This is a genomic window from Actinoplanes sp. M2I2, assembly GCF_023544445.1.
Classification (GTDB): domain Bacteria; phylum Actinomycetota; class Actinomycetes; order Mycobacteriales; family Micromonosporaceae; genus Actinoplanes.
Genome location: NZ_JALPVJ010000009.1, coordinates 236,238 through 260,006, shown reverse-complemented (window position 1 = coordinate 260,006; position 23,769 = coordinate 236,238). Strand labels below are relative to the sequence as shown.

At 71.4% G+C, this 23,769-nt stretch carries 19 protein-coding genes; 11 read left to right on the top strand and 8 right to left on the bottom strand.

What is annotated here, in order from left to right:
• Positions 1-28: 28 nt before the first annotated feature.
• Complete coding sequence (locus HJC40_RS20335) at positions 29-4,807, top strand: DUF4011 domain-containing protein (RefSeq protein WP_250002825.1); 4,779 nt, start codon at positions 29-31, stop codon at positions 4,805-4,807.
• 103 nt (positions 4,808-4,910) lie between these two features.
• Entirely contained in the window at positions 4,911-5,705 is a 795-nt protein-coding gene (locus HJC40_RS20330) for an ATP-binding protein (RefSeq protein ID WP_250002823.1), read from the top strand.
• A 6-nt stretch (positions 5,706-5,711) separates the two neighbouring features.
• Here HJC40_RS20330 and HJC40_RS20325 read toward each other — a convergent pair whose 3' ends face one another.
• Entirely contained in the window at positions 5,712-7,196 is a 1,485-nt protein-coding gene (locus tag HJC40_RS20325; protein ID WP_250002821.1) for an NAD(P)/FAD-dependent oxidoreductase, read from the bottom strand.
• A gap of 213 nt (positions 7,197-7,409) precedes the next feature.
• Between HJC40_RS20325 and HJC40_RS20320 the strand changes: the two genes are divergently transcribed.
• Complete coding sequence (locus tag HJC40_RS20320; RefSeq protein ID WP_250002819.1) at positions 7,410-8,852, top strand: MFS transporter; 1,443 nt, start codon at positions 7,410-7,412, stop codon at positions 8,850-8,852.
• A 66-nt stretch (positions 8,853-8,918) separates the two neighbouring features.
• On the opposite strand, the gene HJC40_RS20315 is transcribed toward HJC40_RS20320, so the two are convergent.
• Positions 8,919-9,293 (bottom strand): DoxX family protein, encoded by a 375-nt coding sequence (locus HJC40_RS20315; protein WP_250002817.1) that lies wholly within the window; start codon positions 9,291-9,293, stop codon positions 8,919-8,921.
• Positions 9,294-9,409: 116 nt separating this feature from the next.
• On the opposite strand from HJC40_RS20315, the gene HJC40_RS20310 reads away from it, so the two are divergent.
• From HJC40_RS20310 to HJC40_RS20300, 3 genes are read left to right on the top strand one after another with little or no spacing between them, the layout of a single operon-like run.
• A complete protein-coding gene (locus HJC40_RS20310; RefSeq protein WP_250002816.1) occupies positions 9,410-9,898 on the top strand; it encodes a MarR family winged helix-turn-helix transcriptional regulator in 489 nt (162 codons plus the stop codon).
• A 54-nt stretch (positions 9,899-9,952) separates the two neighbouring features.
• Positions 9,953-10,243: a hypothetical protein gene (locus HJC40_RS20305; RefSeq protein ID WP_250002815.1), complete on the top strand. Its 291-nt coding sequence runs from the start codon at positions 9,953-9,955 to the stop codon at positions 10,241-10,243.
• Positions 10,240-10,584, top strand: coding sequence for a hypothetical protein (locus tag HJC40_RS20300; RefSeq protein WP_250002813.1), 345 nt, complete (start codon positions 10,240-10,242; stop codon positions 10,582-10,584). Before HJC40_RS20305 ends, HJC40_RS20300 begins: the two co-directional genes overlap by 4 nt.
• A gap of 118 nt (positions 10,585-10,702) precedes the next feature.
• Here HJC40_RS20300 and HJC40_RS20295 read toward each other — a convergent pair whose 3' ends face one another.
• Together HJC40_RS20295 and sodN are read right to left on the bottom strand one after the other, a co-directional pair.
• Positions 10,703-12,055, bottom strand: a complete 1,353-nt coding sequence (locus tag HJC40_RS20295) for an FAD-dependent oxidoreductase (RefSeq protein WP_250002811.1) — start codon at positions 12,053-12,055, stop codon at positions 10,703-10,705.
• 11 nt (positions 12,056-12,066) lie between these two features.
• Positions 12,067-12,471 carry a superoxide dismutase, Ni gene (gene sodN / locus HJC40_RS20290; RefSeq protein WP_250002809.1) on the bottom strand — a complete coding sequence of 135 codons (405 nt, stop codon included), beginning with the start codon at positions 12,469-12,471 and terminating at the stop codon, positions 12,067-12,069.
• 283 nt (positions 12,472-12,754) lie between these two features.
• Here sodN and HJC40_RS20285 point away from each other — a divergent pair, with 283 nt between their 5' ends.
• Together HJC40_RS20285 and HJC40_RS20280 are read left to right on the top strand one after the other, a co-directional pair.
• The gene (locus tag HJC40_RS20285) at positions 12,755-13,393 is read left to right on the top strand and encodes an HD domain-containing protein (RefSeq protein WP_250002807.1); all 639 of its coding nucleotides are present in this window, start codon (positions 12,755-12,757) and stop codon (positions 13,391-13,393) included.
• A gap of 26 nt (positions 13,394-13,419) precedes the next feature.
• Positions 13,420-14,364: a GlxA family transcriptional regulator gene (locus tag HJC40_RS20280; protein WP_250002805.1), complete on the top strand. Its 945-nt coding sequence runs from the start codon at positions 13,420-13,422 to the stop codon at positions 14,362-14,364.
• A gap of 44 nt (positions 14,365-14,408) precedes the next feature.
• On the opposite strand, the gene HJC40_RS20275 is transcribed toward HJC40_RS20280, so the two are convergent.
• The 3 genes from HJC40_RS20275 to HJC40_RS20265 form a co-directional block, all read right to left on the bottom strand.
• On the bottom strand, positions 14,409-15,950 hold the full coding sequence (locus HJC40_RS20275) for a hypothetical protein (protein ID WP_250002803.1): 1,542 nt from the start codon (positions 15,948-15,950) through the stop codon (positions 14,409-14,411).
• Between the two features lie 47 nt (positions 15,951-15,997).
• Positions 15,998-17,524 (bottom strand): hypothetical protein, encoded by a 1,527-nt coding sequence (locus HJC40_RS20270; protein WP_250002801.1) that lies wholly within the window; start codon positions 17,522-17,524, stop codon positions 15,998-16,000.
• A gap of 81 nt (positions 17,525-17,605) precedes the next feature.
• Positions 17,606-17,839 (bottom strand): hypothetical protein, encoded by a 234-nt coding sequence (locus HJC40_RS20265; RefSeq protein ID WP_250002799.1) that lies wholly within the window; start codon positions 17,837-17,839, stop codon positions 17,606-17,608.
• Positions 17,840-17,917: 78 nt separating this feature from the next.
• On the opposite strand from HJC40_RS20265, the gene fdh reads away from it, so the two are divergent.
• The 3 genes from fdh to nrfD all read left to right on the top strand — a co-directional run bounded on the left by fdh (position 17,918) and on the right by nrfD (position 23,359).
• A complete protein-coding gene (gene fdh, locus HJC40_RS20260) occupies positions 17,918-21,187 on the top strand; it encodes a formate dehydrogenase (protein WP_250002797.1) in 3,270 nt (1,089 codons plus the stop codon).
• Entirely contained in the window at positions 21,174-22,274 is a 1,101-nt protein-coding gene (locus HJC40_RS20255; protein ID WP_250002795.1) for a 4Fe-4S dicluster domain-containing protein, read from the top strand. The genes fdh and HJC40_RS20255 overlap by 14 nt, the downstream gene beginning before the upstream one ends.
• Before the next feature lie 131 nt (positions 22,275-22,405).
• A complete protein-coding gene (gene nrfD / locus HJC40_RS20250; protein WP_250002986.1) occupies positions 22,406-23,359 on the top strand; it encodes an NrfD/PsrC family molybdoenzyme membrane anchor subunit in 954 nt (317 codons plus the stop codon).
• Here the strand turns inward: nrfD and HJC40_RS20245 are convergent.
• The gene (locus tag HJC40_RS20245; RefSeq protein WP_250002793.1) at positions 23,334-23,756 is read right to left on the bottom strand and encodes a MerR family transcriptional regulator; all 423 of its coding nucleotides are present in this window, start codon (positions 23,754-23,756) and stop codon (positions 23,334-23,336) included. The genes nrfD and HJC40_RS20245 overlap by 26 nt on opposite strands.
• Positions 23,757-23,769 lie beyond the last annotated feature (13 nt).

Genomic DNA, 23,769 nt, shown 5'->3' with positions numbered 1-23,769 from the left:
CGGGCGTCCGACTTGCTGAAATTGAGGCATGTGGCCGGATCATGAAGCGGATTCGAGTGGGATCCCAGGCGCCGACGTACGGTCGGCCCTGGAGAGCTGGCGTTCCGGCCTGGTCGATCTGACCGGCAGCAACCCCCTGCTCAACTTCGCCCGCGTCTCCTCGGGCGCCGTCGAGATCACCGGCCCGTCGCCGAAGATGATCGTGAAGGTGCTGCAGGAGGGCGGTGGCTACGCCTTCCACGACGAGGGCGACGCCACCGGGCACGTGCTGCGCACCGAACTGCCCGAGGAGCAGCTCGGCGCGCTGCTGCACCACTTCTGGCGCCGCAGCCGGCTCGAACTGCTCGACCGGGGGGTGTCCCCGCTCTATCTCGGCGTGGGCATGTTGCACTGGTCGGACGAGGACGGCCCGCACGAGAGCCCGATCCTGCTGGTCCCGGTCGAGATCGACGCGGCCGGGCCGCGGCTGGTCGCGCGGCCCGAGGACCCGATCGTCAACCCGGCGCTGGTCGTGCGGATGGCCGAGCTGGACATCGACATCCCCGAGATCAACTCGCTGGCCGAGCTCGACGTCACGGTGCTGTGGGCCAAGATCGATGTGGCCATCGGCGAGCGGCGCGGCTGGTACGCCGACGAGACGGTCACGCTGTCCTGCCTGAGCGTGCACCGCGAGGCCATGTATTACGACCTCTACGAGAACGAGCCGCACATCGTCGAGCACCCGGTCGTTCGCGCGCTGGCCACCGGCGACGCCGACCGGGCGTTCGCCTTCGAACCCACCCCGGTCGAACGGATCGACGTCGTCGCGCCGCCCGAGGACGTGCCGCTGATCCTGGACGCCGATGCCAGCCAGCGGGTCGCGGTCGCCGCCGCGGTGGCCGGTCGCAGCTTCGTGCTCGACGGCCCGCCCGGCACCGGCAAGTCGCAGACGATCGCCAACATGGTCGGCGGGCTGATGCACGCCGGCAAGCGGGTGCTGGTCGTCTCCGAGAAGGCCGCCGCGCTCGACACGGTGCAGCGCCGGCTGACCGACGCCGGGCTCGGCAACTATCTGCTCGCCCTGCACAGCGACCTAGTCGGGCGGCGTCAGGTGGCGGCCGCGCTGGCCACCGCGCTCGACACCGACCCGGTGCCGCTGGCCACCATGGATCCGATCGACCGGCGGGCGGTCCGGGAGCGGCGTGAGCGGCTCACCGCGTACGCGGAAGCCCTGAACCGGGTCCGGCAACCGCTCGGCCGGAGCCTGTTCGAGGTGCTCGGCCTCTCCGCACGCCTGCTCGACGTGCCGGCCGCGCCGGTCGCCGCCGTCGCGCCGCAGGAGCTCACCGGCGAGGCGCTCTATCGCCTGCGCGACGCGGTGGCCCGGCTGGGCCGGGTCCGCAGCGAGACGTACCTGTGGCGGGAGGCGATCGACCGCGAGCCGCTGGACGGCCGGCTGCGTCAGGCCCTGACCGCGCTGGGCAAGCTGGCCGAGACGGTGATCGCCAACTCCACCCTGGCCGACGCCTTCGACCTGCACGAGCCGTCCGGCGCGGCCCGCCTGGCCGCCCTCTCGGCGCACGCGGGCAAGCGGCCGCCCAAGGTCGAGGAGGACTGGCTCACCGTCGACAGCATCCACCCGGTGCAGAAGGCGGCCACCGACCTCACCCGCCACCTGGCCGCCCTGCGCTACGGCGGCATCCCGTGGTCGGAGCTGCCGTCGGCCGACGACCTGTCGGGCGTGCCGGACCTGTCGCACTTGGTGCCCGAGGCGGTCGACCTCAAGCCGCTCAACGCCGCCCAGGCCGACCACCTGGCCAACAAGTTCGCCGAGGAGGCCGACCGCCTGGAAGCGCGGCAGGAGAGCCTCGACCGGGTCACCGCCCGGCTCGGCCTGCCCAACGTGGTCACCTTCGGCGACTCGACCCGGGTCATCACCATCGCCGACCTGATCAACCGTGAGCACAAGCCCGAGCCGGCCTGGTTCGAGACCGGCGGGATGCCGGCCGCGCACGCCGCCGTCCGCACGCTGCGCCTGGCCATCGAGCGGGTACGCGAGACCGAGACGCAGGCCCGCCGGCACTTCGACGAGGGTGTGCTCGAGGAGCCGATCACCGAGGTGGCCGACCGGCTCACCCGGCACCGGGGCCCGCGCAAGCTCCTGCGGCCCTACCGCCGCGACAAGCAGAAGGCGGTCGAGGCGGCGCTGCCCGACGTCAAGCCGGCCCAGGCCGTGGCCAACGTCGAGGACGCGGCCGCGTGGAAGCAGGCCGTCGAGGATCTCAAGGAGGCCGAGGCCGAGCACGCCGAGCTGCTCGGACGGCACTGGAACGGCCTGGACACCGACTTCCACGCGATCCAGGAGGCCATGCACACCGCCGACGAGGTGATCCGCGAGGTGCCGGCCGAGGCGCTGCCCGCCGTCACCGTGCACGTCTGCGCGCCCCGGCCCAACAGCGCGCTGCTGCGCATCGTCAACGAGGCCCGCGACGAGTTCACCCGCTTCCGCACCACCCTGCGGTCCGCTCCGGCCCGGGCGCCGCGGCCCGAACTGGGCGAGGGCGCCATCGCCGACGCTGTGTCCTGGCTGCGCGCGCACATCAAACCGCTGCACGCGGCGGCCGAGATGATCCGGGCCTACGCCGCCCCGACCGGACGCGACCTCACGCTGGACGAGACGATGGAGATCGCCGAGCAGCGGCAGGCGGCCACCGACGCCGAGGAGGCGATCTGGGCCGAGGCCGCCGCGCACGCGGCCGTGCTGGGCTCGGTCTACCGCGGCGCCAAGACCGACGACGAGGCCATGAACGAGGTCGTCGCGTGGACCGTGCACGCCCGGCGGCTGATGACCGGCGAGGACGCGGCGATGTCGGCCGACCAGGCCCACGCCCTGATGATCGCCCAGCCCACCGAGGGGCTGGGGGCGACGGTGGCCGGCTGGGAGTCGGCCCGCGCCCAGGTGCTCGACGCGTTCGGCCCGGCCCGGCACGGTGAGCTCACCGAGCGGCTGGGCGACTACGACAACGCCCGCGACCTGCTGGTCGAGCTGCTGCACGACCCGGAGGGCCAGCACGAGTGGTTCCGGCACGAGGACGCCCGCCGGCTGCTGGTCGAGCACGGTCTCGAGGAGGCGCTGGACTTCTGCGCCGAACAGGAGATCCCGGTGGAGCGGGTCTGGCCGGTGCTCGAGCGCGCGCTGCTGCGGGGCTGGGCCGACGCGGTGATCCGCGACGACCCGGGTCTGCAACCCGTCTCGGCCGAGGACCGCAGCCATCTGGTCGAGGTCTACCGGCTGCTCGACCGTGAGCTGGCCGGGGCGGCGCTGGCCGACATCGTCTACGCCGTCGAGGCCCGGCGCCCGTCCGCCTCGTCGGCCGGCGAACCGGGCGTGATCCGGCGCGAGGGCAACAAGCAGTCGGGCCACCTGCCGGTGCAGGAGCTGCTCGCGCAGGCCCGGCACGCGGTCCAGGGTCTCAAGCCCTGCCTGCTGATGTCCCCGCTCGCGGTGAGCCGCTACCTGCCGCCCGAGATGGAGTTCGACACCGTCATCTTCGACGAGGCGTCCCAGGTGACCACGGCCGACGCGATCAACTGCATCTACCGCGGTGACGCCCTGGTGGTCGTGGGCGACGACCGGCAGCTCCCGCCGACCTCCTTCTACGACCGGATCGAGGACGACGTCGTCGACCACCCGTCGATCCTCGACCTGGCCCGCGAGACCTTCCCGATCCTGCACCTGGGCTGGCACCACCGCAGCCGGCACGAGGCGCTGTTCGCGTTCGCCGACCTCGCCTACTACCACGGCCGGCTGGTCGGGCTGACCCGCAGCTATCCCCGGGAGCCCGACCACGGCGTCGAGATGTTCCTGGTGGACGGCGTGTACCGGCGGCAGACCACGTCGGACAACCCGATCGAGGCGGACGCGGTGGCCGAGCGGGTGCTGCACCACTACGCCACCCGGCCGGACAAGACGCTCGGCGTGGTCACGCTCTCGGTGGCGCAGGCCGACGCGGTCGACGAGGCGGTGCGCCGGGCGATGGCCGAGCGCCCCGACCTCGAGCACCACCTGGACGACGGTGACCGGCTCACCGGCTTCTTCTGCAAGAGCCTCGAGGCCGTGCAGGGCGACGTGCGGGACGTGATCATCCTGTCGATCGGCTACGGCTACGACGAGAACGACAAGATCAGTACGAACTTCGGGGCGCTCAACCGTCCCCAGGGCTGGCGTCGCCTCAACGTCGCCATCACCCGCGCCCGCCAGCGCGTCGAGGTGGTCTCCTCGATCCGCTCGGGCGACGTCCCCGACATGGGCAACGAGAGCGTGCGGCATCTGAAGGCCTATCTCGAGTACGCCGAGCGGGCCGCGGCCACCCTGGGCCGGGAGGTCACCGACCGCGAAGACGCGTCGCCGTTCGAGGATGCCGTGCTCACCGCGCTGCTGTCGTGGGGCTATTCCGTACGCCGGCGGGTCGGCGCGGCCGGGCACTTCATCGACCTGGCCGTGCTGCACCCCGACCAGGACGACGACGTGTTCGCCATCGGCATCGAGTTCGACGGCCACGACTACCAGTCGATCGCGTCCACCCGGGACCGGGACCGCCTGCGCGAGGAGGAGCTGCGCGCGCTCGGCTGGCACATGCACCGGATCTGGTCGGTGGCCTGGTATCAGAACCCGGCCGAGGAGCAGAACCGGCTGCGCGCGGCGATCGACCGGGCGATGGCCGACCCGGTCGGCGTCGATCAGCTCGCCGTGCCGGAGTGGCCGCCGTACCGGGCCATCTCGGGGGAGCTGCTGCCCCCGGAGGTGCGGGACGCGGGGAACCGCTGACCCGAACGAGGGACCCCTTTAGGGTTAATCGTCGATATTCGCGCATGGTGATCTCTTCGGGGGGAACCCGTCGCCGCCTATGCCGAATCTTCGTTGGCCGGTCATGAACAGGCGTCAATCCTTCGGCCGTCCCGCGCCGCGCGACGCCGGCGGCAGCGTGCTCGTCACGGCCGACGCGGACACCGCGATCACGGTCGTCACCGTCCGCGGCGCCTGGGGGAACGCGCTGCGCGGCACCGTCTTCGAGGCGGTGAAGAAGGCGCTGGGCGGGCACCCGGCCGGGCTGATCCTCGACCTGTGCGATCTCGCCGACCCGCGCGCGGAGGGCGCGTCGGCCTGGCTGACCGTGTCGCGGGTGGCCGCGACGATGGCGCCGCCGGTGCGAATCGCGGCCTGCCTGCCCGGGCGGGCCGCCCTGGCCGACCGGTTGCGGCGGCTCGAACCGTCGTACTCGCTGCCGCTCTTCGACGAAATGGGGGCGGCCCGGGCCGCGGTGGCCGCCGGCCCGATCACGAACCGGTTCCGGCTCGCGCTGCCGGTGCACCCGGACACGCCCGCGCTGGCCCGCAACCTGGTCACCGACGCGTGCGGAGCCTGGACGCTGTCCGAGGTGCTCTATCCGGCCCGGCTGGTCATGAGCGAGCTGGCCGGCAACGCGATCGAGCACGCGCGTACCCCGATCGCGGTGGCCGTGCTGCGCCGCGGCGCCGGCGTCCATCTGACCGTCTGCGACGGCGACCCGCGCCTGCCGCAACCGATCGACCAGACGAAACCGCCGGGCAACCTGTGGGAAGCCCGCGGCCAAGGGCTGCGGACGGTCCAGGCTGCCTCGGCGGCTTGGGGAGCGTTGCCGACCCGCGAGGGCAAGATGGTCTGGGCGACCGTCCGCCCCCGCTGATCGGGGCTATTTGCCGACGGTCGCCTTCTCCGGCGCGACTGTCGCCTTCTCCGGCGCGGCCACGCCGGCCGGGTGCTTCTCGGCGGGCATGCCGGCCGACACGTCGGCGTCGGTCGGCGCCGGGTTGATCTGCCCGGCGGCGTCGGCCTCGTGGGCCGCGCGCACCAGCTGGTACGGGTCGCCGTAGTGCTTCATGGCCCGGCGGGCGAAGGCCTGCTGCTCGGTCGCGACGCGCTCGGAGCGGCCCCGGCCCAGGAAGCTGACCGCCCAGTGCAGCACCGTCGTGAACCTGTTCTTGAAGCCGACCAGGTAGAACACGTGCACGGCGAGCCACATCAGCCAGGCGAAGAAGCCGGACAGGCGGAACTTGCCGACGCTGGCCACCGCGGAGAACCGCGAGATCGTGGCCATGCTGCCCTTGTCGAAGTACTTGAACGGCTTGGGCTCGGGCTTGCGGCGCAGCCGGCGCTCGATGACGTCGGCCGCGTACTTGCCGCCCTGGATGGCGACCTGGGCGACCCCGGGCAGCGGGCGCCCGTCCGGGCCGGCCAGGTTCATCATGTCGCCCAGCACGAAGATCTCGGGGTGCCCGGGGATGGTCAGGTCGGGCTGCACCAGCACCCGCCCGGCCCGGTCGGTCTCGGCCCCGGCCGACTCGGCGAGCTGCCTGGCCAGCGGGGGAGCGGCGACGCCGGCCGCCCACACCTTGGTCATCGACGGGATGCGCTGGTGGCCGCGCTCGGACTCGACCTCGATGCCGTTCAGGTCGACGTCGACCACCTTGGTGTTGAGCTCGACCTCGACGCCCATCAGGTGCAGCTGGCGCAGCGCCCGGGTGGACAGGTGGTCGCCGAACGTGTTGAGCACCGCGCCGACCGCGTCGACCAGGATGATGCGGGCCTTGCGCGGGTCGATGTGCTTGTACTGGCCCGGCAGGTTGCGGTGGGCGAGCTCGGCGATCTGGCCGGCCATCTCGACCCCGGTCGGGCCGGCGCCGACCACCACGAAGGTGAGCCAGCGCTCCTGCGCCTCGGGGTCGGTCTGCAGGTCGGCGATCTCGAACGCGCCGAAGATCTTGGCGCGCAGCTCGAGAGCGTCGTCGATGCTCTTCATGCCGGGCGCGTAGTCGTTGAACTGGTCGTTGCCGAAGTAGGACTGCGAAGCGCCGGCGGCGACGATCAGCGTGTCGTACTCCACCGTGTAATCGATGCCCGGGCCGGACACGGACACGACCTTGTTCTCCGTGTCGACGTGCTGGGCCCAGCCGAGCTTGACGTCGACGTTGTCCTGGCGCTTCAGCACCTCACGGATCGGCGGGGCGATCTCGCCCTCGGAGAGCACGCCGGTCGCCACCTGGTACAGAAGAGGCTGGAACAAGTGGTACGCCGTGCCGTTGATGAGCGTGATGTCGACCGGTGCGTTGCGCAGCGCCCGGATCGCGAACAGACCCCCGAAACCGGCTCCGATAACTGCCACCCGATGCCGCTGCATTACCACTCCCTCGGTGCTCGGTGTCTCGTTAAGTAGAGCACCCTGACCAGGCCGATTATGCCGTGAGTATCAACACTGTGGAGGCCTGGTGGGCAAACCCCGCAAGGCTCTCGAACGGCTACATTCCCAGCCCGCCAAGGGGAAAACGCGGATACGGCCATCATGCCGCACATCACCGGGTTATGGTGAGCGATCACGGGTAGATCGGCCCGCATGGCAGAAGTGCGCACCAACGTGCCGGCGCGGCTCGACCGCCTGCCCTGGGCCCGTTGGCACTGGATGATCGTCATCGGCCTCGGGACGGTGTGGATCCTCGACGGTCTCGAGGTCACCATCGTCGGCAACCTCTCCGGGCGGCTGGCCGAGCCCGGCAGCGGTCTGGACATCACCCAGAGCCAGGTCACCGGCCTCGGTGCGGCCATCTACGTGCTCGGCGCGTGCTTCGGCGCCCTCTTCTTCGGCTGGCTGACCGACCGGTTCGGACGCAAGCGGCTCTTCATCCTCACGCTGGCCGTCTATCTCTTCGGTACGGCGATGACCGCGCTTTCCTTCGACGCGTGGTGGTTCTTCGTGTTCCGGTTCGTCACCGGCGCGGGCATCGGCGGCGAGTACGCGGCCATCAACTCCGCGATCGACGAGCTCATCCCGGCGAAGTACCGCGGCCGCATCGACATCGTGATCAACGGAACCTACTGGGCCGGGGCGGCGTTCGGCGCGCTGCTGACCGTCCCGATCCTCACCGCGCTGCCGGTCAGCTGGGGCTGGCGGGTCGCCTTCGGGCTCGGTGTCGTGCTCGGCTTCGTGATCCTGCTGGTACGCCGGCATGTGCCCGAGAGCCCGCGCTGGCTGTTCATCCACGGCCGTGGCGACGAGGCCGAGAAGCTGGTCGGCGAGGTGGAGCAGACGGTCGAGCGTGAGGACAAGGTCACGCTGGCGCCGGCCGACAAATACATCACCATCCGCCAGCGCCGCACGATCGGCTTCGGGGAGATCGCCAAGACCCTCGTCCGGCAGTATCCGAAGCGGGCCGCGCTGGGGTTGTCGCTCTTCGTCGGCCAGGCCTTCCTCTACAACGCCATCACCTTCGGGTACGCGCAGATCCTGCAGACGTTCTTCGACGTGCCACCCGGCCGCACCGGCTACTACTTCGCCGTGATCGCCGTGGGCAACCTCTTCGGCCCGTTGCTGCTGGCCCGCCTGTTCGACTCGGTCGGCCGCAAGATCATGATCACCGGCACGTACGTGCTCTCCGGGGTTTTGCTCCTGGTCACCGCGTGGCTGTTCAGCCAGGGCGTGCTCAACGCGGTGACCATGACGGCCTGCTGGTGCGTGGTGCTGTTCTTCGCCTCGGCCGGCGCGAGCTCGGCGTACCTGACCGTCTCGGAGATCTTCCCCATGGAGACCCGCGCGCTGGCCATCGCCTTCTTCTACGCCATCGGCACCGCGGTCGGCGGCATCACCGGCCCGCTGCTCTTCGCCGGCCTGGTCGGCACCGGTCAGGTCGGCGACACCGTGCTGGCCTTCGTGATCGGCGCCTGCCTGATGATCGCCGCCGGCCTGGTCGAGGCGGTCCTCGGGATCAAGGCCGAGGGCCGGAGCCTGGAGGACCTGGCCACCCCGCTGACCGCCACGGACGGCAAGCCGACGGCGACCTGAGCTTCAGAATTCGTGACGGGAGCTTCAGGACTCGTGGCGCGAGCTTCAGAATTTGTGGCGCGAGGTTCAGAACGAGTACGGGCCGAACCGGCCCCAGGCCACGATGGCGGCGAGGATCAGCAGCACCGCGTTGATGCCGATGGGCTGGTTCTCCTTGCGCCGCGCGTGCACCACGATCGCGCCGATCATGACGAGGACCAGGCCGAGGGCGGCCAGCGGGACCAGGACCGGCGCGATGTCGAGCGCCGCCGGCAGGATCAGGCCGATCGCCGCCAGCACTTCGAGCGCGCCGATCAGCTTGACGGTGCCGGCGCTGAAGTCGGTCGCCCACCCCATGCCCGACGCGGCCAGCTTCTCCCTCGGTTGCACGATCTTCAGGACGCCCGAGGCCAGGAAGGCCGCGGCCAGCAGGCCGGCGATGATCCACAAGACGACGTTCACGGGGCCCTCCGGCCGATCGATGACTTAAAGCGTTGAGTCAAACTAGGGCAGCTTCACTTCAAGTCGCAAGTCATCAGTCGAGAAGATCACTTTAGTTGTGAAGTTATGATCGGGGCATGGGTACGGGTGACGAGCCGCGCTGGCTCACCGACGAGCAGCAGCAGTCCTGGCGGGAGATGATCGGGCTGCTCATCCGGTTGCCGGCCGCCCTCGACACGCAGATGCAGCGGGACGCCGGCATCAGCCACTTCGAGTATCAGGTGATGGCCGGCCTGTCCATGTCGCCGGAGCGGACGCTGCGGATGAGCGTCCTGGCCGCTTTCGCCGAGGGTTCGCTGTCCCGGCTCTCGCAGGTCGTGGCCAAGCTGGAGAAGCGGGGCTGGATCAGGCGTATCCCCGACCCGGCCGACGGCCGCTACACGCTGGCGATCCTCACCGACGACGGGTGGGACAAGGTCGTCGCGGCCGCCCCCGGGCACGCCGCCGAGGTGCAGCGCCTCGTCTTCGATCCGCTCACCAAGGGGCAGCAGCGTCAGGTGGGCGAGATCGGCCGGCGGATCCTGCGGACCATCGATCAGGACGGCGCCTGCCCGGCCGACGGGTGAGAGCGGCACGTCAAGGACCGGTCCGGCGTATCACGGGCGTAGTACGCTGGGGGTGTGCCGTACGAGTGGGATGACTGGGCGCTGGCCGCCCTGCTGGGCATCCGGCATCACAGCATCCAACATCACGAGGTGCGGCAGGCACTGGAGGCTCAGCGGCGGTGGCCCCGGCGAGCGGTCAGCGCCGAGGGCGTCCCGGTCCTGACCGTGTGGAGCCGGACGGCGGCGGGCCGCCCGCTGATCGTGGCGGTCTACCACGCCGGGGAGCTCACCTGGAAGATCATCGGTGCGCGCGACATGACGGACGAGGAACTGACGGAGTTCAGCCGGTGGGAGGGGTCCCGATGAGTCACGACAACGACATACCGCAGTCGGCCGAGCAGCTGGCCACGTTCATGGAGGGCCTCACCTTCCAGCCCCCGCCCGCGCCCGAGGACGAGCAGGCCCTGCTGGAGTCGTTGCCGCCGGTCGGCTCCCCGGTCATGGTCGTGCGTTCCCTGCGCCTGCCGACCGAGCTCGACCAGGCCGTCGCCGCTGCGGCCAAGGCGGCCGAAGTGCCCAAGACGACCTGGATCAGGCAGGCGATCGAGATGGCCCTGGCCGTCCAGGCCGAGGACGACCAGCCGATCTCCCGGGCCGAGGCGCTGCGCGCGCTGACCCTGCTGCGCCCGGCCCGACACGTCGCCTGACCCGGCACGTCGCCTGACCCGGCACGTCGCCTGACCGGGCACGTCGCCTGACCGGGCACGTCGCCTGACCCGGCGACCCCGGCATCTCTGCCGGGTGCCGCCGGGTGCGGGCGACGGTCTAGCTGCTGCGGCTGATGCCGACCATCTCGTGGCGGGGCACGACCTTGACCCGCTTACGGCCGTGCGGGCTGCCCAGGCCGACCTCGTGCTCGTCCAGGCGCTTCCAGCCGTCCCACGTGGTGTAGTCGAGACCGCGCTGGTCGAGGTAGCCGAGCACGTCGGCCGGGTCGCGGTGGACGGCCGCCGGCAGCGTGTCGGCGTCGGCCAGCAGGCTGGTGACCGTCTCGTTCGCGTCCTTCTTGGTGTGGCCGATCAGGCCGACCGGGCCGCGCTTGATCCAGCCGGTCGCGTACAGGCCCGGGACCCGCTCGCCGTCGAGGTCGAGCACGCGGCCGGCGTCGTGCGGGATGGTGCCGGTGGTCGCGTCGAACGGCAGGTCGGCGATCGGGCGGCTCAGATAGCCGATGGCCCGGTAGACGGCCTGCACGTCCCAGTCGGTGAACTCGCCGGTGCCGCGCACCGAACCGTCACCGGTCAGCTCCTGCGTCTCGGTGCGCAGGCCGGTCACGCCGGTCTCCTCGCTGCCCAGGACCGCGGCCGGCGCCTGCAGGAAGTGCAGGTGCAGACGGCGCGGCCGGTCGCGCGGGTCGCGGGCGCACCAGTTCTGCAGGGTGTCGACGCACATCTTGAGCGAGCGCCGGGCCCGGATCGCGGCCAGGCTGCCCTCGTCGAACTCCATGCCCTCGGGGTGCACGACGACCTCGACGTTGGGTGACTCGTCGAGCTCGCGCAGCTCCATCGGGGTGAACTTGACCTGCCCCGGGCCGCGCCGCGAGAACAGGTGCACGTCGGTCACCGGGCTGGCCAGCAGACCCCGGTACACGTTGTCGGGGATCTCGGTCTCGAGCAGCTCGTCGGCGGTCTTGGCCAGGATCCGGGCGACGTCGACGGCGACGTTCCCGGCTCCGAGCACAGCCACCTTCGTCGCCGTCAGAGGCCATTCCCGCGGTACGTCCGGATGGCCGTCGTACCAGGAGACGAAGTCGGCCGCGCCGTGGCTGCCCGGCAGCTCGATCCCGGGGATGTCGAGCTCCCGGTCACGGTCGGCGCCGGTCGCGATCACCACGGCGTCGTAGAACGGGGTGAGCTCCTCGGGCTTGACGTCGACGCCGTAGTCGACGTTGCCGATGAAGCGGATGCGCGGATCCTCCAGCACGTGGTGCAGCGCCGTGATGATCTCCTTGATCCGCGGGTGGTCGGGCGCCACCCCGTACCGGATCAGTCCGTACGGGGTCGGAAGCCGGTCGATGATGTCGACCGTGGCGGCCGGGGCCGCCTTGGTGAGAATGTCGGCCGCGTAGATGCCGGCGGGTCCGGCGCCGACGACGGCGACGCGCAGGGCGCGATCCATATATGTGTCCCTCAGGCGTTCTTGGTGGCCCAGAAGATCGTCGAGATCTCCTCGATCTTGGCGAGCAGGCGGTCCCCGACCTCGGGGTCCGCGGAGCCCTTGGCGCCGGACGCGCCGGCGAGCTTGGTGGCCTCGTTGAAGAGCTGGTGCAGGTTCGGGTACTTCTCGAAGTGCGGGGCCTTGAAGTAGTCGGTCCAGAGCACCCACAGGTGGTGCTTGACCAGCTCGGCGCGCTGCTCCTTGATGATCAGGGCGCGCGTCCGGAACTCGGGGTCCGAGCTGGCCTGGTACTTCTCGCTGATGGCCTTGACCGACTCAGCCTCGATCCGCGCCTGGGCCGGGTCGTAGACGCCGCAGGGCAGGTCGCAGTGGGCGCTCACCGTGGTGGCGGGCGTGAAGAGGCGGGGCAGTCGCATCGCGGTCCTCAATCTCGGTCGTTCATGTGCAAAGGGTTGCCTTACCAACCTAGAACCTCAACCAGACTTCAGGTCAACGCAAGATCGGGCGACCCTGGTCACAAAAGTGGCCGAACCGGAGGGCAGTTGATGCAGGCACAGCGATTCGTCGTTCAGTCGGTCTCCCGGGCGCACGCTTCGGTGCGTCCCGATCTGTGGGGTGCCCGGCCGCGGTGGCGGGGCGGCTGGTGCCTCTTGTTCCGCAGGCTTGGGGGTGCCACAAGGGCGGAGAGTGGAGGCGTCGATGACCGAGATCATCGCTGGGGTCGAGATTCCGGATACCGGGCTGGTGCGGGCGGCCACGGATCTGGTGCGGGAGAGCGCCGACCGGGTGTTGTTCGACCATTCGCGGCGGGTGTACCTGTTCGGGAGCCTGAAGGCACGGGGCCGAGGGCTGAAGGCGGACCCCGAGCTCACGTACGTGGGGGCGATGTTTCACGACCTCGGGCTGACCGGGCGCTATCGCCGTACGGATCAGCGGTTCGAGATCGACGGCGCCGACCTGGCCCGCGACTTCCTGCTCGACCACGGGCGTACGGCGGACGAGGCCCGGGCCGTCTGGCTGAGCATCGCGCTGCACACCACGCCGGGGATCGTCGAGCACCTCGAGCCCGAGGTTGAGCTGGTCACGCTCGGGGTGGAGACGGACGTGCTGGGGTTCGGCCTCGACGAGATCGGCGCGGGGGAGCGGGCGGCGGTCGTGGCCGCCCATCCGCGGGCGGGCTTCAAGGAGGACATCCTGCGGCGGTTCGCCGACGGGATGAGAGAGCGGCCGGACACGACGTTCGGGACCATGAACGACGACGTGCTGGCGCACTTCGTGCCGGGATTCGAGCGGGCCGACTTCGTGGAGATCATTCGCGGCAACTCCTGGCCGGAGTGACCGCGCGCGCGTGCGATCCTGGTCGGGTGCACCGGGTCACGGCTCTTGTCTTCGACGGGCTGAAGATGCTGGACCTGGCCGGTCCGTTCGAGGTCTTCGCCGAGGCCAACCGGTTCGGGGCGGACTACGCGCTGGAGGTTCGCTCGACCGACGGGCGGCCGGTGCGGGCGTCGACCGGGATGCCCGTCGCCGTCGACGGTGCGGCCGGGGACGCGGCCGGCATCGGCACGGCGGTCGTGGTCGGGGGCGACGACCTGCCGATCAGCCCGATCAGCGCGGAGCTGACGGAGGCCGCGGCCTTCCTGTCCCGTCACGCCGGTCGTACGGCTTCGATCTGCACCGGCGCCTTCGTGCTCGCCGCGGCCGGGCTGCTGGACGGGCGGCGGGCCACCACGCATTGGCGGCATGCCCGGCTGCTCGCCGCCGCGTACCCGAAGGTGGTTGTCGCCCCGGACGCGATCTTCGTGGCGGACGGCCCGGTCTTCACCTCGGCCGGGGTGTCCGCGGGCATCGACCTGGCGCTGGCCCTGGTCGAGCGCGACCACGGCGAGGAGCTCGCGCGCTCGGTGGCCCAGTCGCTCGTCGTGTTCCTGCAGCGGCCCGGCGGGCAGTCGCAGTTCTCGCCGTCGCTGTCGCTGCCCCGGCCCAGCACCCCGGCCCTGCGCGAGGTGACCGACGCCGTGGCGGCCGACCCGGCGGGCGACCACTCGGTGACCGCGCTGGCCGCCCGGGCGCACCTCAGCCCGCGCCACCTGTCCCGGATGTTCCGGCAGGAGCTGGGCAGCACCCCGGGCCGGTACGTCGAGGGCGTGCGGGTCGACGCGGCCATGCGCCTGCTGCACGCCGGTCAGTCGGTCACCGCCACCGCCCGGCAGGTCGGCATCGGCAGCCCGGAGACGCTGCGCCGGCTCTTCGTCGCCCGCGTCGGGGTCTCACCCCGCGCCTACCAGCAGCGCTTCCGAAGCCGATGACCGGCACCCGGGCCGGCGACGGCGCGGTCGTCGGCAGGCGGCTTTCAGCGCCGGCGGGTCGCCACCCGGGCCGCCGCGCCGGCGACCAGGAGCACCAGGCCGAACAGGGCCACGGCGGCGGTGTCACTGCCCGTGATCGGCAGGCTGCCGCCTCCACCCTGGCCGCCTCCGCTGCTGTCGTCGCTGTCACCGCCGTTGTCGCCGTCGCCGCTGCCTCCGGTGTTCGGGGCGGAGGCCTTGATCACGATGGCGGCGGTGTCGTCGGCCGGGACGGGGTCGCCGGCGGGTGGCGGGCCGGAGCGCTCGGCCTTCACCGTGCCGCGCAGGGTGCCGGGCTTGTCGAGGCGCAGGGTGAAGTCGAAGGTGACCGTCTTGCCGGGTAGGTAGGGCACGCCCTCGACGGGCGAGGTGAAGCAGTAGTAATTGCCGTCGTCGAACGAGGCGCCGTCCGGGAACGGCACGCCGGGAGCGGGGTTGTTGATGCTGAACTGCTCGCACAGCGGCGAGTGCTTGACCACTGTGGTGCCCGCGGGCGGGGTCACGGTGACCGCCACATAGGAGCCCTGAGGCGCGCCGTAGCCCTCGATGCGCGCCGGGCCGTTGTTGCGCACGCCGACGCGTACGGCCACGGTCTTTCCGACCTTGCCCTTCGCCGTGGCGCCCTTCGCGGTGAAGTTGGACTGGTTGACGCCGGTGACGACGATGCGCCAGGTGTCGGAGTTGTCGTTGCGGCCGGTCTCGGTCTCGGTCTGCGGGTCGGCCAGGCTCGTCACCGTCCCGGCCGGCTCGAGCTCGAGCTCCGGGCCGGAGCCGGAGGGCACCGGGTGGCCCAGATCGACCCAATCCTGCGTGGTGTGCCAGGTGAGGTTGCCGAACCACTCGCTGGGCGCCCACACCGCGGGGGCGGCGGTGAGCTGCCACGGTGTGGCGAGCCGATAGGTGCTGCCGGGGGCCAGCTCCGTGTCGAAGAAGCAGGCGGCGCCGAACTCGACGGGCGCGCAGTTGCTGTGCGCGGCGGTGGCGAAGCCGCGGACCGTGCTCAGTTGAAGGACCACGCCGGTCACCGGGTCGGTCCCGGTGTTGCGGACGCTCGCGGCCAGGCCGGTGGACGCGCCGGTCTGGAGGGAGATGTCACTTTGGACCTGCAGCGCGGACAGCGACACCTGCTCGGCGATCGTGACCCGGCCGGTCGCGGTGGCGCGCGTGCGGCCGTCGACGACGGCCCGCGCTGTCACCTGCGCGTTCGCGCCGAGCGTGGCGCCGGGCTGGGCGGCCACCGTGAGCGCGGCCTCGGTGATCGTGCCGGGGCAGGTGAGCGTCGTGCCGCTGGTGGTGCACCCGGACCCGGCCCACGGCGTGACCGTGGCGATGGCGCTCACCGCGGCCAGGTCGAACACCAGGGTTCCGCCCGGCTCGCCCGCGGGCGAGGTCATGGAGTAGAAGAACCTGAGGGCCTTGGCCTCGCCGCCCGGCTCGACGCTGACACTGGCCAGGTCGAGCCGCCACACCGGGGCGGCCTGAGCGGCCGCCGAGGGCAGGGCGGCGAAGCTCAGGGCTGACAGGGCGACGCTGGCGAGTCTGCGCATCGACGGGCTTCTCTCGTCCGGCCGGTTCGGTGGGCGCAGCGTACTGCTCAATCAGAATGCATGCGGCCCGGTCCGCGGGTGGCGATCCGGGCGACCGCGCCGGCGATCAGCAGCGTGAGGCCGATCAGAGCGACGGCCGGGGAGTTGCTGCCCGTGATGGGAAGGCCGCCACCCTCACCGCCGTTCCCGGCGGCGGGCGCGGTCGCGTCGACGACGATGGCGGCTCGCTGACGGTCCGGGCCGGCGGGGGTGCCGGCGTCGGCCAGCAGCGTCGTGAAGTCGCCGCGGAGGGTGCCCGGCTCGGTGATGCGCAGGGTGATGTCGTACGTGTAGGTCCGGCCCGGCAGGTAGGACGGGAAGAAGAAGTCGCCGGGCCAGCAGTAGACCTTGCCGTCGCCGATCTCGGCGTCGAGCGGGAACGGCGGATAGGGCGCCGGGTGGCCGATGCTGAACGGGTGGCACGACTTGCTGTGCTTGACGATCGTGGTGCCGCGCGGGGGCGTCACCACGGCGATCATGGAGGAGCCGGGCGGCTGTTCCGTGCCCTCGAGCCGGGCCGGGCCGTTGTTGCGCACGCTCGTGCGTACGGTGACGGTCTGGCCCACCCGGCCGCTGACGGTGTCGCCCTCGACCGTGAAGGTCGAAGCGTTGCGGCCGGTGACCAGCAGGGTCCAGTCGTCGTCGTTGTCGCCGTTGAGCGCCGGCTCGGTCTGGGGGACGGCCCGGGCCGTGGGAGCGTCAGCGAGTTCCAACCGAGGGCCGCTGCCACCGGTCGGCAGCTCGCCGCCCTGATCGAGGAAGTCCTGCGTGGTCCACCAGGTGAACGACGAATACCACCCGCTGGGCGCCCACACCTGGTCGGTGACGGTGACCCGCAGCGGAGTCTTCAGCCGGTAGGACCGGCCGGGCGCGAGCTCCTCGTCGAACAGGCAGACGGCGCCGGAGGCCGGCGGGAACTGGTAGGGGGCTTCGACCGGGACGCAGTTGGCGTACTCGGCCGGCCGGATGCCGTTGGCCGTCCGCAGCCGGGCGATGACACCGGTCACGGGCTTGTCCCCGGTGTTGCGCACGCCGGCGGCCAGCCCGGCCGTGGCGCCACTGGCGATCGGCAGGTTGTCCTGCGCGTCGATCGCGGCGATCGTGACCTGCTCGGCGATGGTGATCGTGCCGGTCGCGCCCGCCACCGTCCGGCCCTCCTGCACGATGCGGCCGGGCAGTCTCATCGTCGTGCCGACCGGGGCGCCGGACCTGGCGGCCACCGTCACGTGAATCGACGCGTCCAGGCCCGAGGCCGGGCAGCTCACCGTCGTGGCCGTGGTGACGCAGGCGGAGCCCGGGAGGCTGACCGTGACCAGGTCTCTGGTCGCCGTGATGTCGAAGACCAGGTCGAACTTCTGCCGGTCGTTGCCGGCGCCGGCGACGCGGTAGCTCAGCGGGAGTGATTCCCGGCCGCCGGGCGGGACGCTCTCCTGGCCCATTGTCATGGCCCACGTGAGGGGCGCGGCGTGGGCCGCTGCCGCGGGCACGAGGGCGGCGAGGAGGGCGGTCAGAACGGCGCCGGCGAGCCTGCGCATCAATGGGTTCCCTTGTCCGGGCGGCGGTCAGCTGCGCCCGGAGCGTACCGCCTGATCACGATGCATTCCGGACATTGCCGGTCACCACCCGTACGGGCTGTCGGCCGGGCGGTCCCAGCCGTCGCAGGCGTCCTCGTCGTCGACCGTCTCGCGCAGCGCGTCGAACAGGTCGGGCCCCTCGTGGCCGGTGTCCACCGACCGGCCGGTCAGGCCGAGCTGGGCGGCGCAGTCGCGACCGAAGCCCTTGACCATGCGGTCGGCGCGCGTCGGATGCCCGCACCGGGGACACCGCCGCATCGCCACGGGACGTTCCATGACCCCAGTATTCCGGACGTTCACGAACCACGTGGCGCCCACGTGCGGGTGCGGGAAAGCTGGGTTAGGGTCGTGATCGTGGGAGTCAAGACCTGGATCGAGGGGTGGCCGGTCTACCGGCAACTCACCGGCAGCGACCCGCTGGGCCGCGGCGCCGCCGCGCAGTCGGCGAGGTCCAAATCGCTGACCGCCCGCACCGAGACCGCCGACCGGGTCGCCAAGTCGGTCTGCCCGTACTGCGCGGTCGGCTGCGGGCAGCGCATCTTCGTCAAGGACGAGAAGGTCGTCCAGATCGAGGGCGACCCCGACAGCCCGATCTCGCGCGGCCGGCTCTGCCCCAAGGGCTCGGCCAGCCTCAGCCTGGTGACCAGCGACCGCCGCCAGCAGAAGGTGCTCTACCGGCGGCCCTACGCGACCGACTGGGAAGAGCTCGAGCTCGACACGGCGATGGAGATGATCGCCGACCGGGTGCTCGCCGCGCGCGACGCGACCTGGGAGGACAAGGACGACGAGGGCCGGCCCCTCAACCGCACGCTGGGCATCTCGAGCCTGGGCGGCGCGACGCTCGACAACGAAGAGAACTATCTGATCAAGAAGCTCTTCACCGCGATCGGCGCCATCCAGATCGAGAACCAGGCCCGTATTTGACACTCCGCCACCGTCCCCGGTCTGGGGACTTCCTTCGGCCGTGGCGGGGCCACCAACTTCCTCCAGGATCTTGGTAACGCCGACTGCATCATCATCCAGGGCTCGAACATGGCCGAGGCGCACCCGGTGGGCTTCCAGTGGGTGATCGAGGCCAAGAACCGCGGGGCGAAGGTCATCCACGTCGACCCGCGCTTCACCCGCACCAGCGCGCTGGCGCACACCTACCTGCCGGTGCGGGCCGGAGCCGACATCGCGTTCCTGGGCGGCGTGGTCAACTACATCCTGAGCAACGAGAAGGACTTCCGGGAGTACGTGGTCGCGTACACCAACGCGTCCATGATCGTCAGCGAGGACTTCCAGGACACCGAGGACCTCGACGGGCTGTTCTCCGGCTACGACCCCGAGACCAACACGTACGACCAGTCGAGCTGGCAGTACGCCGGTCAGCAGGACGAGGGCCAGGGACAGGGGGAGTCGCACGTCGACCGGGAGACCGCCTCGGGCCTCGAGCAGGAATCGCACGGCCCGCCGATCCCGGCCGACGTCCCGCGCGACCCGACCCTGCAGGACCCGCGCTGCGTCTACCAGGTCCTCAAGCGCCACTACGCCCGGTACACCCCGGAGGTCGTGGAGCGCCTGTGCGGCGTACCGCAGGAGAAGTTCCTCGAGGTCTGTGAGGCCTGGACGGCCAACTCGGGCCGCGAGCGGACGACCGCGCTGGTCTACTCGGTGGGCTGGACGCAGCACAGCGTGGGCGTGCAGTACATCCGCACCGGCGCCATCATCCAGCTGCTGCTGGGCAACATGGGCCGGCCCGGCGGCGGCGTCATGGCGCTGCGCGGGCACGCCAGCATCCAGGGCTCGACCGACATCCCGACGCTGTTCAACCTGCTGCCCGGCTACCTGCCGATGCCGCACTTCAAGCAGCACCAGTTGTTCGACCAGTGGATCGACGCCATCCGGCATCCCGAGCAGGCCGGCTTCTGGGCCAACGCCAAGTCGTACGCGGTCAGCCTGCTCAAGTCCTACTGGGGTGACGCGGCGACGGCCGAGAACGACTACGGCTACGGCTGGATGCCCCGGCTGACCGGCGACCACGGCACGTACCAGCAGGTTCTCGACATGATCGACGGTAAGGTCAAGGGATACTTCCTGCTTGGGCAGAACCCGGCCGTCGGCTCGGCTCACGGCAAGGCCCAGCGTCTGGGCATGGCCAACCTCGACTGGCTCGTCGTCCGCGACCTCTTCATGATCGAGAGCGCCACGTTCTGGAAGAACGGGCCCGAGATCGGCACCGGCGAGATCGTGCCCGAGGAGTGCAAGACCGAGGTCTTCTTCATGCCGGCCGCCTCGCACGCCGAGAAGTCCGGCACCTTCACCCAGACCCAGCGCATGCTGCAGTGGCGCGAGCAGGCCGTCGAGCCGTCGGGCGACGCCCGCAGCGAGCTGTGGTTCTTCTACCACCTGGGCCGCATCATCCGGGAACGGCTGGCCGGATCGACCCGCCCGCGCGACGCGGGCATCCTCAACCTGACCTGGGACTACGAGCTGCACGGCGAGCTCGAGGAGCCCAGTGGCGAGGACGTCCTGAAGGAGATCAACGGGTACGACGTGACGACCGGCAAGCTCCTCAGCAGCTTCACCGAGATGAAGTCGGACGGCTCCACCTCGGGCGGCTGCTGGATCTACACCGGCGTCTACAAGGACGGGGTCAACCAGGCCGCCCGGCGCAAGCCCGGCAGCGAGCAGAACTACGTGGCCCGCGAGTGGGGCTGGGCCTGGCCGGCCGACCGCCGCACCCTCTACAACCGCGCCTCGGCCGACCCCGACGGCAAGCCGTGGTCCGAGCGCAAGAAGTACGTGTGGTGGGACGAGGCGAAGGGCGAGTGGGTCGGCGACGACGTGCCCGACTTCGAGAAGACCAAGCCGCCGTCCTACCGGCCGGCCGAGGGCGCGACCGGCGTCGAGGCCATCTCCGGCGACGACGCGTTCATCATGCAGGGCGACGGGAAGGGCTGGCTGTACGCGCCGAGCGGGCTGATCGACGGCCCGATGCCGACCCACTACGAGCCGGCCGAGTCGACGGTGCGCAATCCGCTCTACGGCCAGCAGGCCAACCCCACCCGCAAGGTGTACGAGCGCTCGGACAACCTGACCAACCCGAGCCCGCCCGAACGCCACGCCGAGGTCTTCCCGTACGTCTTCAGCACCAGCCGCCTGACCGAGCACCACACGGCCGGTGGCATGAGCCGGCAGCTCGCCTACCTGTCCGAGCTGCAGCCCGAGATGTTCGTCGAGGTGTCGCCGGAGCTCGCGGCCGAGCGCGGCCTGGAGCACATGGGCTGGGCCCACATGGTCACCGCCCGCGCGGCGATCGAGGCGCGGGTGATGGTCACCGACCGGCTGGCCCCGCTGCGCATCGACGGGCGCGTGGTGCACCAGCTCTGGATGCCCTACCACTGGGGCAGCGAAGGCCTGGTCACCGGCGACTCGGCCAACGACCTGATCGGCATCACGCTCGACCCCAACGTGCTCATCCAGGAGAGCAAAGTGGGCACCTGCGACATCCAGCCGGGCCGCCGCCCGACCGGGCCGGAGCTCCTGACGTACGTGCAGGGCTACCGTGACCGGGCGGGCCTGACACCCGGGCACCGCACGCCGATCGAGACCCCGAGGGACGCAGACGATGGGCAGCAATAGCCTGTACGGCCCGCTCGATCCGGCGCCGGACGCGGGATACACCGACGCGCCGCCGCGGATGGGCTTCTTCACCGACACGTCGGTGTGCATCGGCTGCAAGGCCTGCGAGGTGGCCTGCAAGACCTGGAACGCCGTGCCTGACGACGGTTTCGACCTGCTTGGCCACTCCTACGACAACACCGGCGGACTGACCGCGAACTCGTGGCGGCACGTCGCCTTCATCGAGCAGCCGCGCTCCTCCTCCGGCGCCGGCACCGACGTCCCGGGCGCCTTCGCGGGCCTGCCGGTCGGGCCGTCGTCCGTCCCGGCGACCAACGTGGTGGCCGCCCGTGCCGGCGCCGACACGGGCACCTCGCCGGGCATCCGCCCGGCGGTCGACGCGCTCGCCGCGGCGGCCACCGCGGGCACCGAGTTCCTCGGCACCGCGCCCGCCACCCAGGCCTCCCCGGCCGGCGGCGCCCAGTTCCTCGGCATGCCGATGACCGACCTCCCCGGCCGGGTCAACGAGGCGCCGCGCACCGACTTCCGCTGGCTGATGATGTCCAACGTGTGCAAGCACTGCACGCACGCCGGCTGCCTCGACGTCTGCCCGACCGGCGCGCTCTTCCGCACCGAGTTCGGCACGGTCGTGGTGCAGGAGGACATCTGCAACGGCTGCGGCTACTGCATCTCGGCCTGCCCGTACGGCGTGATCGACCGGCGCGAGGACGACGGCCGGGCCTGGAAGTGCACGCTCTGCTACGACCGCCTCGGCGACGGTCTCGAGCCGGCCTGCGCCAAGGCCTGCCCGACCGAGTCCATCCAGTTCGGTGAGCTCTCCGAGCTGCGCGAGCGGGCCGCCCGCCGGGTCGAGACCCTGCACGAGAACGGCGTCGCCGAGGCCCGGCTCTACGGCAACGACCCGTCCGACGGCGTGGGCGGCGACGGCGCCTTCTTCCTGCTGCTCGACGAGCCCGAGGTGTACGGGCTGCCGCCCGACCCGCACGTGCCGACGCGCGACATCGTGTTGATGTGGAAGCGCGCCGGGCTCGCCGCCCTGACCATGGCGGCCACGGCGGTCGTCGCGTTCGCCGGGAGGCGTCAGTGAGCTCGGTCTCTCCGCCGCCGGCCGGGCACCCGGGCAGCGGCCTGTCCCGCGACGAGGCCCCCGGCGGCCCGACCCGTTCCCCGCGCAAGCGGGGCGGATCGTCGCGCAAGCGTGGTGGCGGCGACCGCTCGATGGTGCCGGAGGCCGACTTCCAGTCCTACTACGGCCGGCCGATCGTGCGCCCGCCGGTGTGGACCCACGACATCGCGATCTACCTGTTCACCGGCGGTCTCGCCGCCGGGTCGTCGCTGCTCGCGGCCGGCGGGCAGGCCACCGGCAACGCGGCGCTGCGGGTCGCCGGCCGGACGACGGCGCTGGGCGCGCTCGGCGCCAGCACGTTCTTCCTGATCAAGGACCTGGGCCGGCCCGACCGCTTCCTCTACATGCTGCGGGTGGCCAAGCCGACCTCGCCGATGTCGATGGGCACCTGGCTGCTCAGCCTGTTCGGCGGCGCGGCCGGGGTGGCCGCCGCGGCCGAGGTGGCGCCGTTCCTGCCCGACCACGGGGTGCTCGGGCTGGCCCGCAAGGTGCTGCCGCCGGTCGGCTCGGCCGCCGGGTACGGCGCCGCCGTGCTCGCTCCCGGCCTGGCCACGTACACCGCGGTGCTGTTCGCCGACACGGCGGTGCCCAGCTGGAACGCCGTCTACCCCGATCTGCCGTTCATGTTCGCCGGGAGCGCGCTGGCCAGCGGAGCCGGGGTCGGGCTGATCGCGGCCCCCGGCCGGCCCGCGCGGCGGATGGCGGTGGCCGGCGCCGCGATCGAGCTGGCCGCCGGTCATCGGGTGGAGCACGGCTACGGGATGCTCAGCGAGCCCTACACAACCGGCCGGCCAGGCAAGCTGCTGCGGGCGGCCCGGATCCTGACCGTGGCCGGCGCGGTCGGTGCGGTGGTCGGACGCCGCAGCCGGGTCGTGTCCGCGCTGGCCGGGGTGTCGCTGCTCGCCGGTTCGGTGCTGACCCGGTTCGGGGTCTTCGAGGGCGGGGTGCACTCGGCCGAGGACCCGCGCTACACGGTCGTACCGCAGCGGGAAGGTTTGAACAAGGCGGGCGGGAACAAGGTCAGCGGGCCGGCGCCGACGACGTGACCTGCTCCTGCTCCTGCTCCTGCTCGCGCTGGATCTGATCCATCTCGCCGTACAGCGCGATCTTGATGTCGAGCATCGCGAGGTCCTGCCGCAACTCGTCGATCCGGCCGAGCACCCGCTCCCGGTGCTCGACGAAGAGCCGCAGCCGGTCACCGACGGTGTGATCACCCGCCCGCACCATCTCGGCGTAGCGGCGCATGTCGCGCACGGGCATGCCGGTGCCGCGCAGCCGGATCAGCAGCCGCAACCAGTCGAGGTCACGGTCGCAGTAGCGCCGCCGGCCCGCGCTGTCCCGCTCGATCGGCTCGACCAGGCCTTCCTGCTCGTACCAGCGCAACGTGTGCACGCTGAGCCCGACAACCTCGGCGGCCTCGCCAACCGTGAGTCCGTTCGCCATGCGTCCACCCTCG

What these genes read in the sequence shown, in the direction of transcription:
- HJC40_RS20335 (WP_250002825.1), top strand. Translation starts at nt 29, where the DNA reads ATGTGGCCGGATCATGAAGCGGATTCGAGTGGGATCCCAGGCGCCGAC.
- HJC40_RS20330 (WP_250002823.1), top strand. Translation starts at nt 4,911, where the DNA reads ATGAACAGGCGTCAATCCTTCGGCCGTCCCGCGCCGCGCGACGCCGGC.
- HJC40_RS20325 (WP_250002821.1), bottom strand. Translation starts at nt 7,196, where the DNA reads ATGCAGCGGCATCGGGTGGCAGTTATCGGAGCCGGTTTCGGGGGTCTG.
- HJC40_RS20320 (WP_250002819.1), top strand. Translation starts at nt 7,410, where the DNA reads ATGGCAGAAGTGCGCACCAACGTGCCGGCGCGGCTCGACCGCCTGCCC.
- HJC40_RS20310 (WP_250002816.1), top strand. Translation starts at nt 9,410, where the DNA reads ATGGGTACGGGTGACGAGCCGCGCTGGCTCACCGACGAGCAGCAGCAG.
- HJC40_RS20300 (WP_250002813.1), top strand. Translation starts at nt 10,240, where the DNA reads ATGAGTCACGACAACGACATACCGCAGTCGGCCGAGCAGCTGGCCACG.
- HJC40_RS20295 (WP_250002811.1), bottom strand. Translation starts at nt 12,055, where the DNA reads ATGGATCGCGCCCTGCGCGTCGCCGTCGTCGGCGCCGGACCCGCCGGC.
- sodN (WP_250002809.1), bottom strand. Translation starts at nt 12,471, where the DNA reads ATGCGACTGCCCCGCCTCTTCACGCCCGCCACCACGGTGAGCGCCCAC.
- HJC40_RS20285 (WP_250002807.1), top strand. Translation starts at nt 12,755, where the DNA reads ATGACCGAGATCATCGCTGGGGTCGAGATTCCGGATACCGGGCTGGTG.
- HJC40_RS20275 (WP_250002803.1), bottom strand. Translation starts at nt 15,950, where the DNA reads ATGCGCAGACTCGCCAGCGTCGCCCTGTCAGCCCTGAGCTTCGCCGCC.
- HJC40_RS20270 (WP_250002801.1), bottom strand. Translation starts at nt 17,524, where the DNA reads ATGCGCAGGCTCGCCGGCGCCGTTCTGACCGCCCTCCTCGCCGCCCTC.
- HJC40_RS20265 (WP_250002799.1), bottom strand. Translation starts at nt 17,839, where the DNA reads ATGGAACGTCCCGTGGCGATGCGGCGGTGTCCCCGGTGCGGGCATCCG.
- HJC40_RS20255 (WP_250002795.1), top strand. Translation starts at nt 21,174, where the DNA reads ATGGGCAGCAATAGCCTGTACGGCCCGCTCGATCCGGCGCCGGACGCG.
- nrfD (WP_250002986.1), top strand. Translation starts at nt 22,406, where the DNA reads ATGGTGCCGGAGGCCGACTTCCAGTCCTACTACGGCCGGCCGATCGTG.
- HJC40_RS20245 (WP_250002793.1), bottom strand. Translation starts at nt 23,756, where the DNA reads ATGGCGAACGGACTCACGGTTGGCGAGGCCGCCGAGGTTGTCGGGCTC.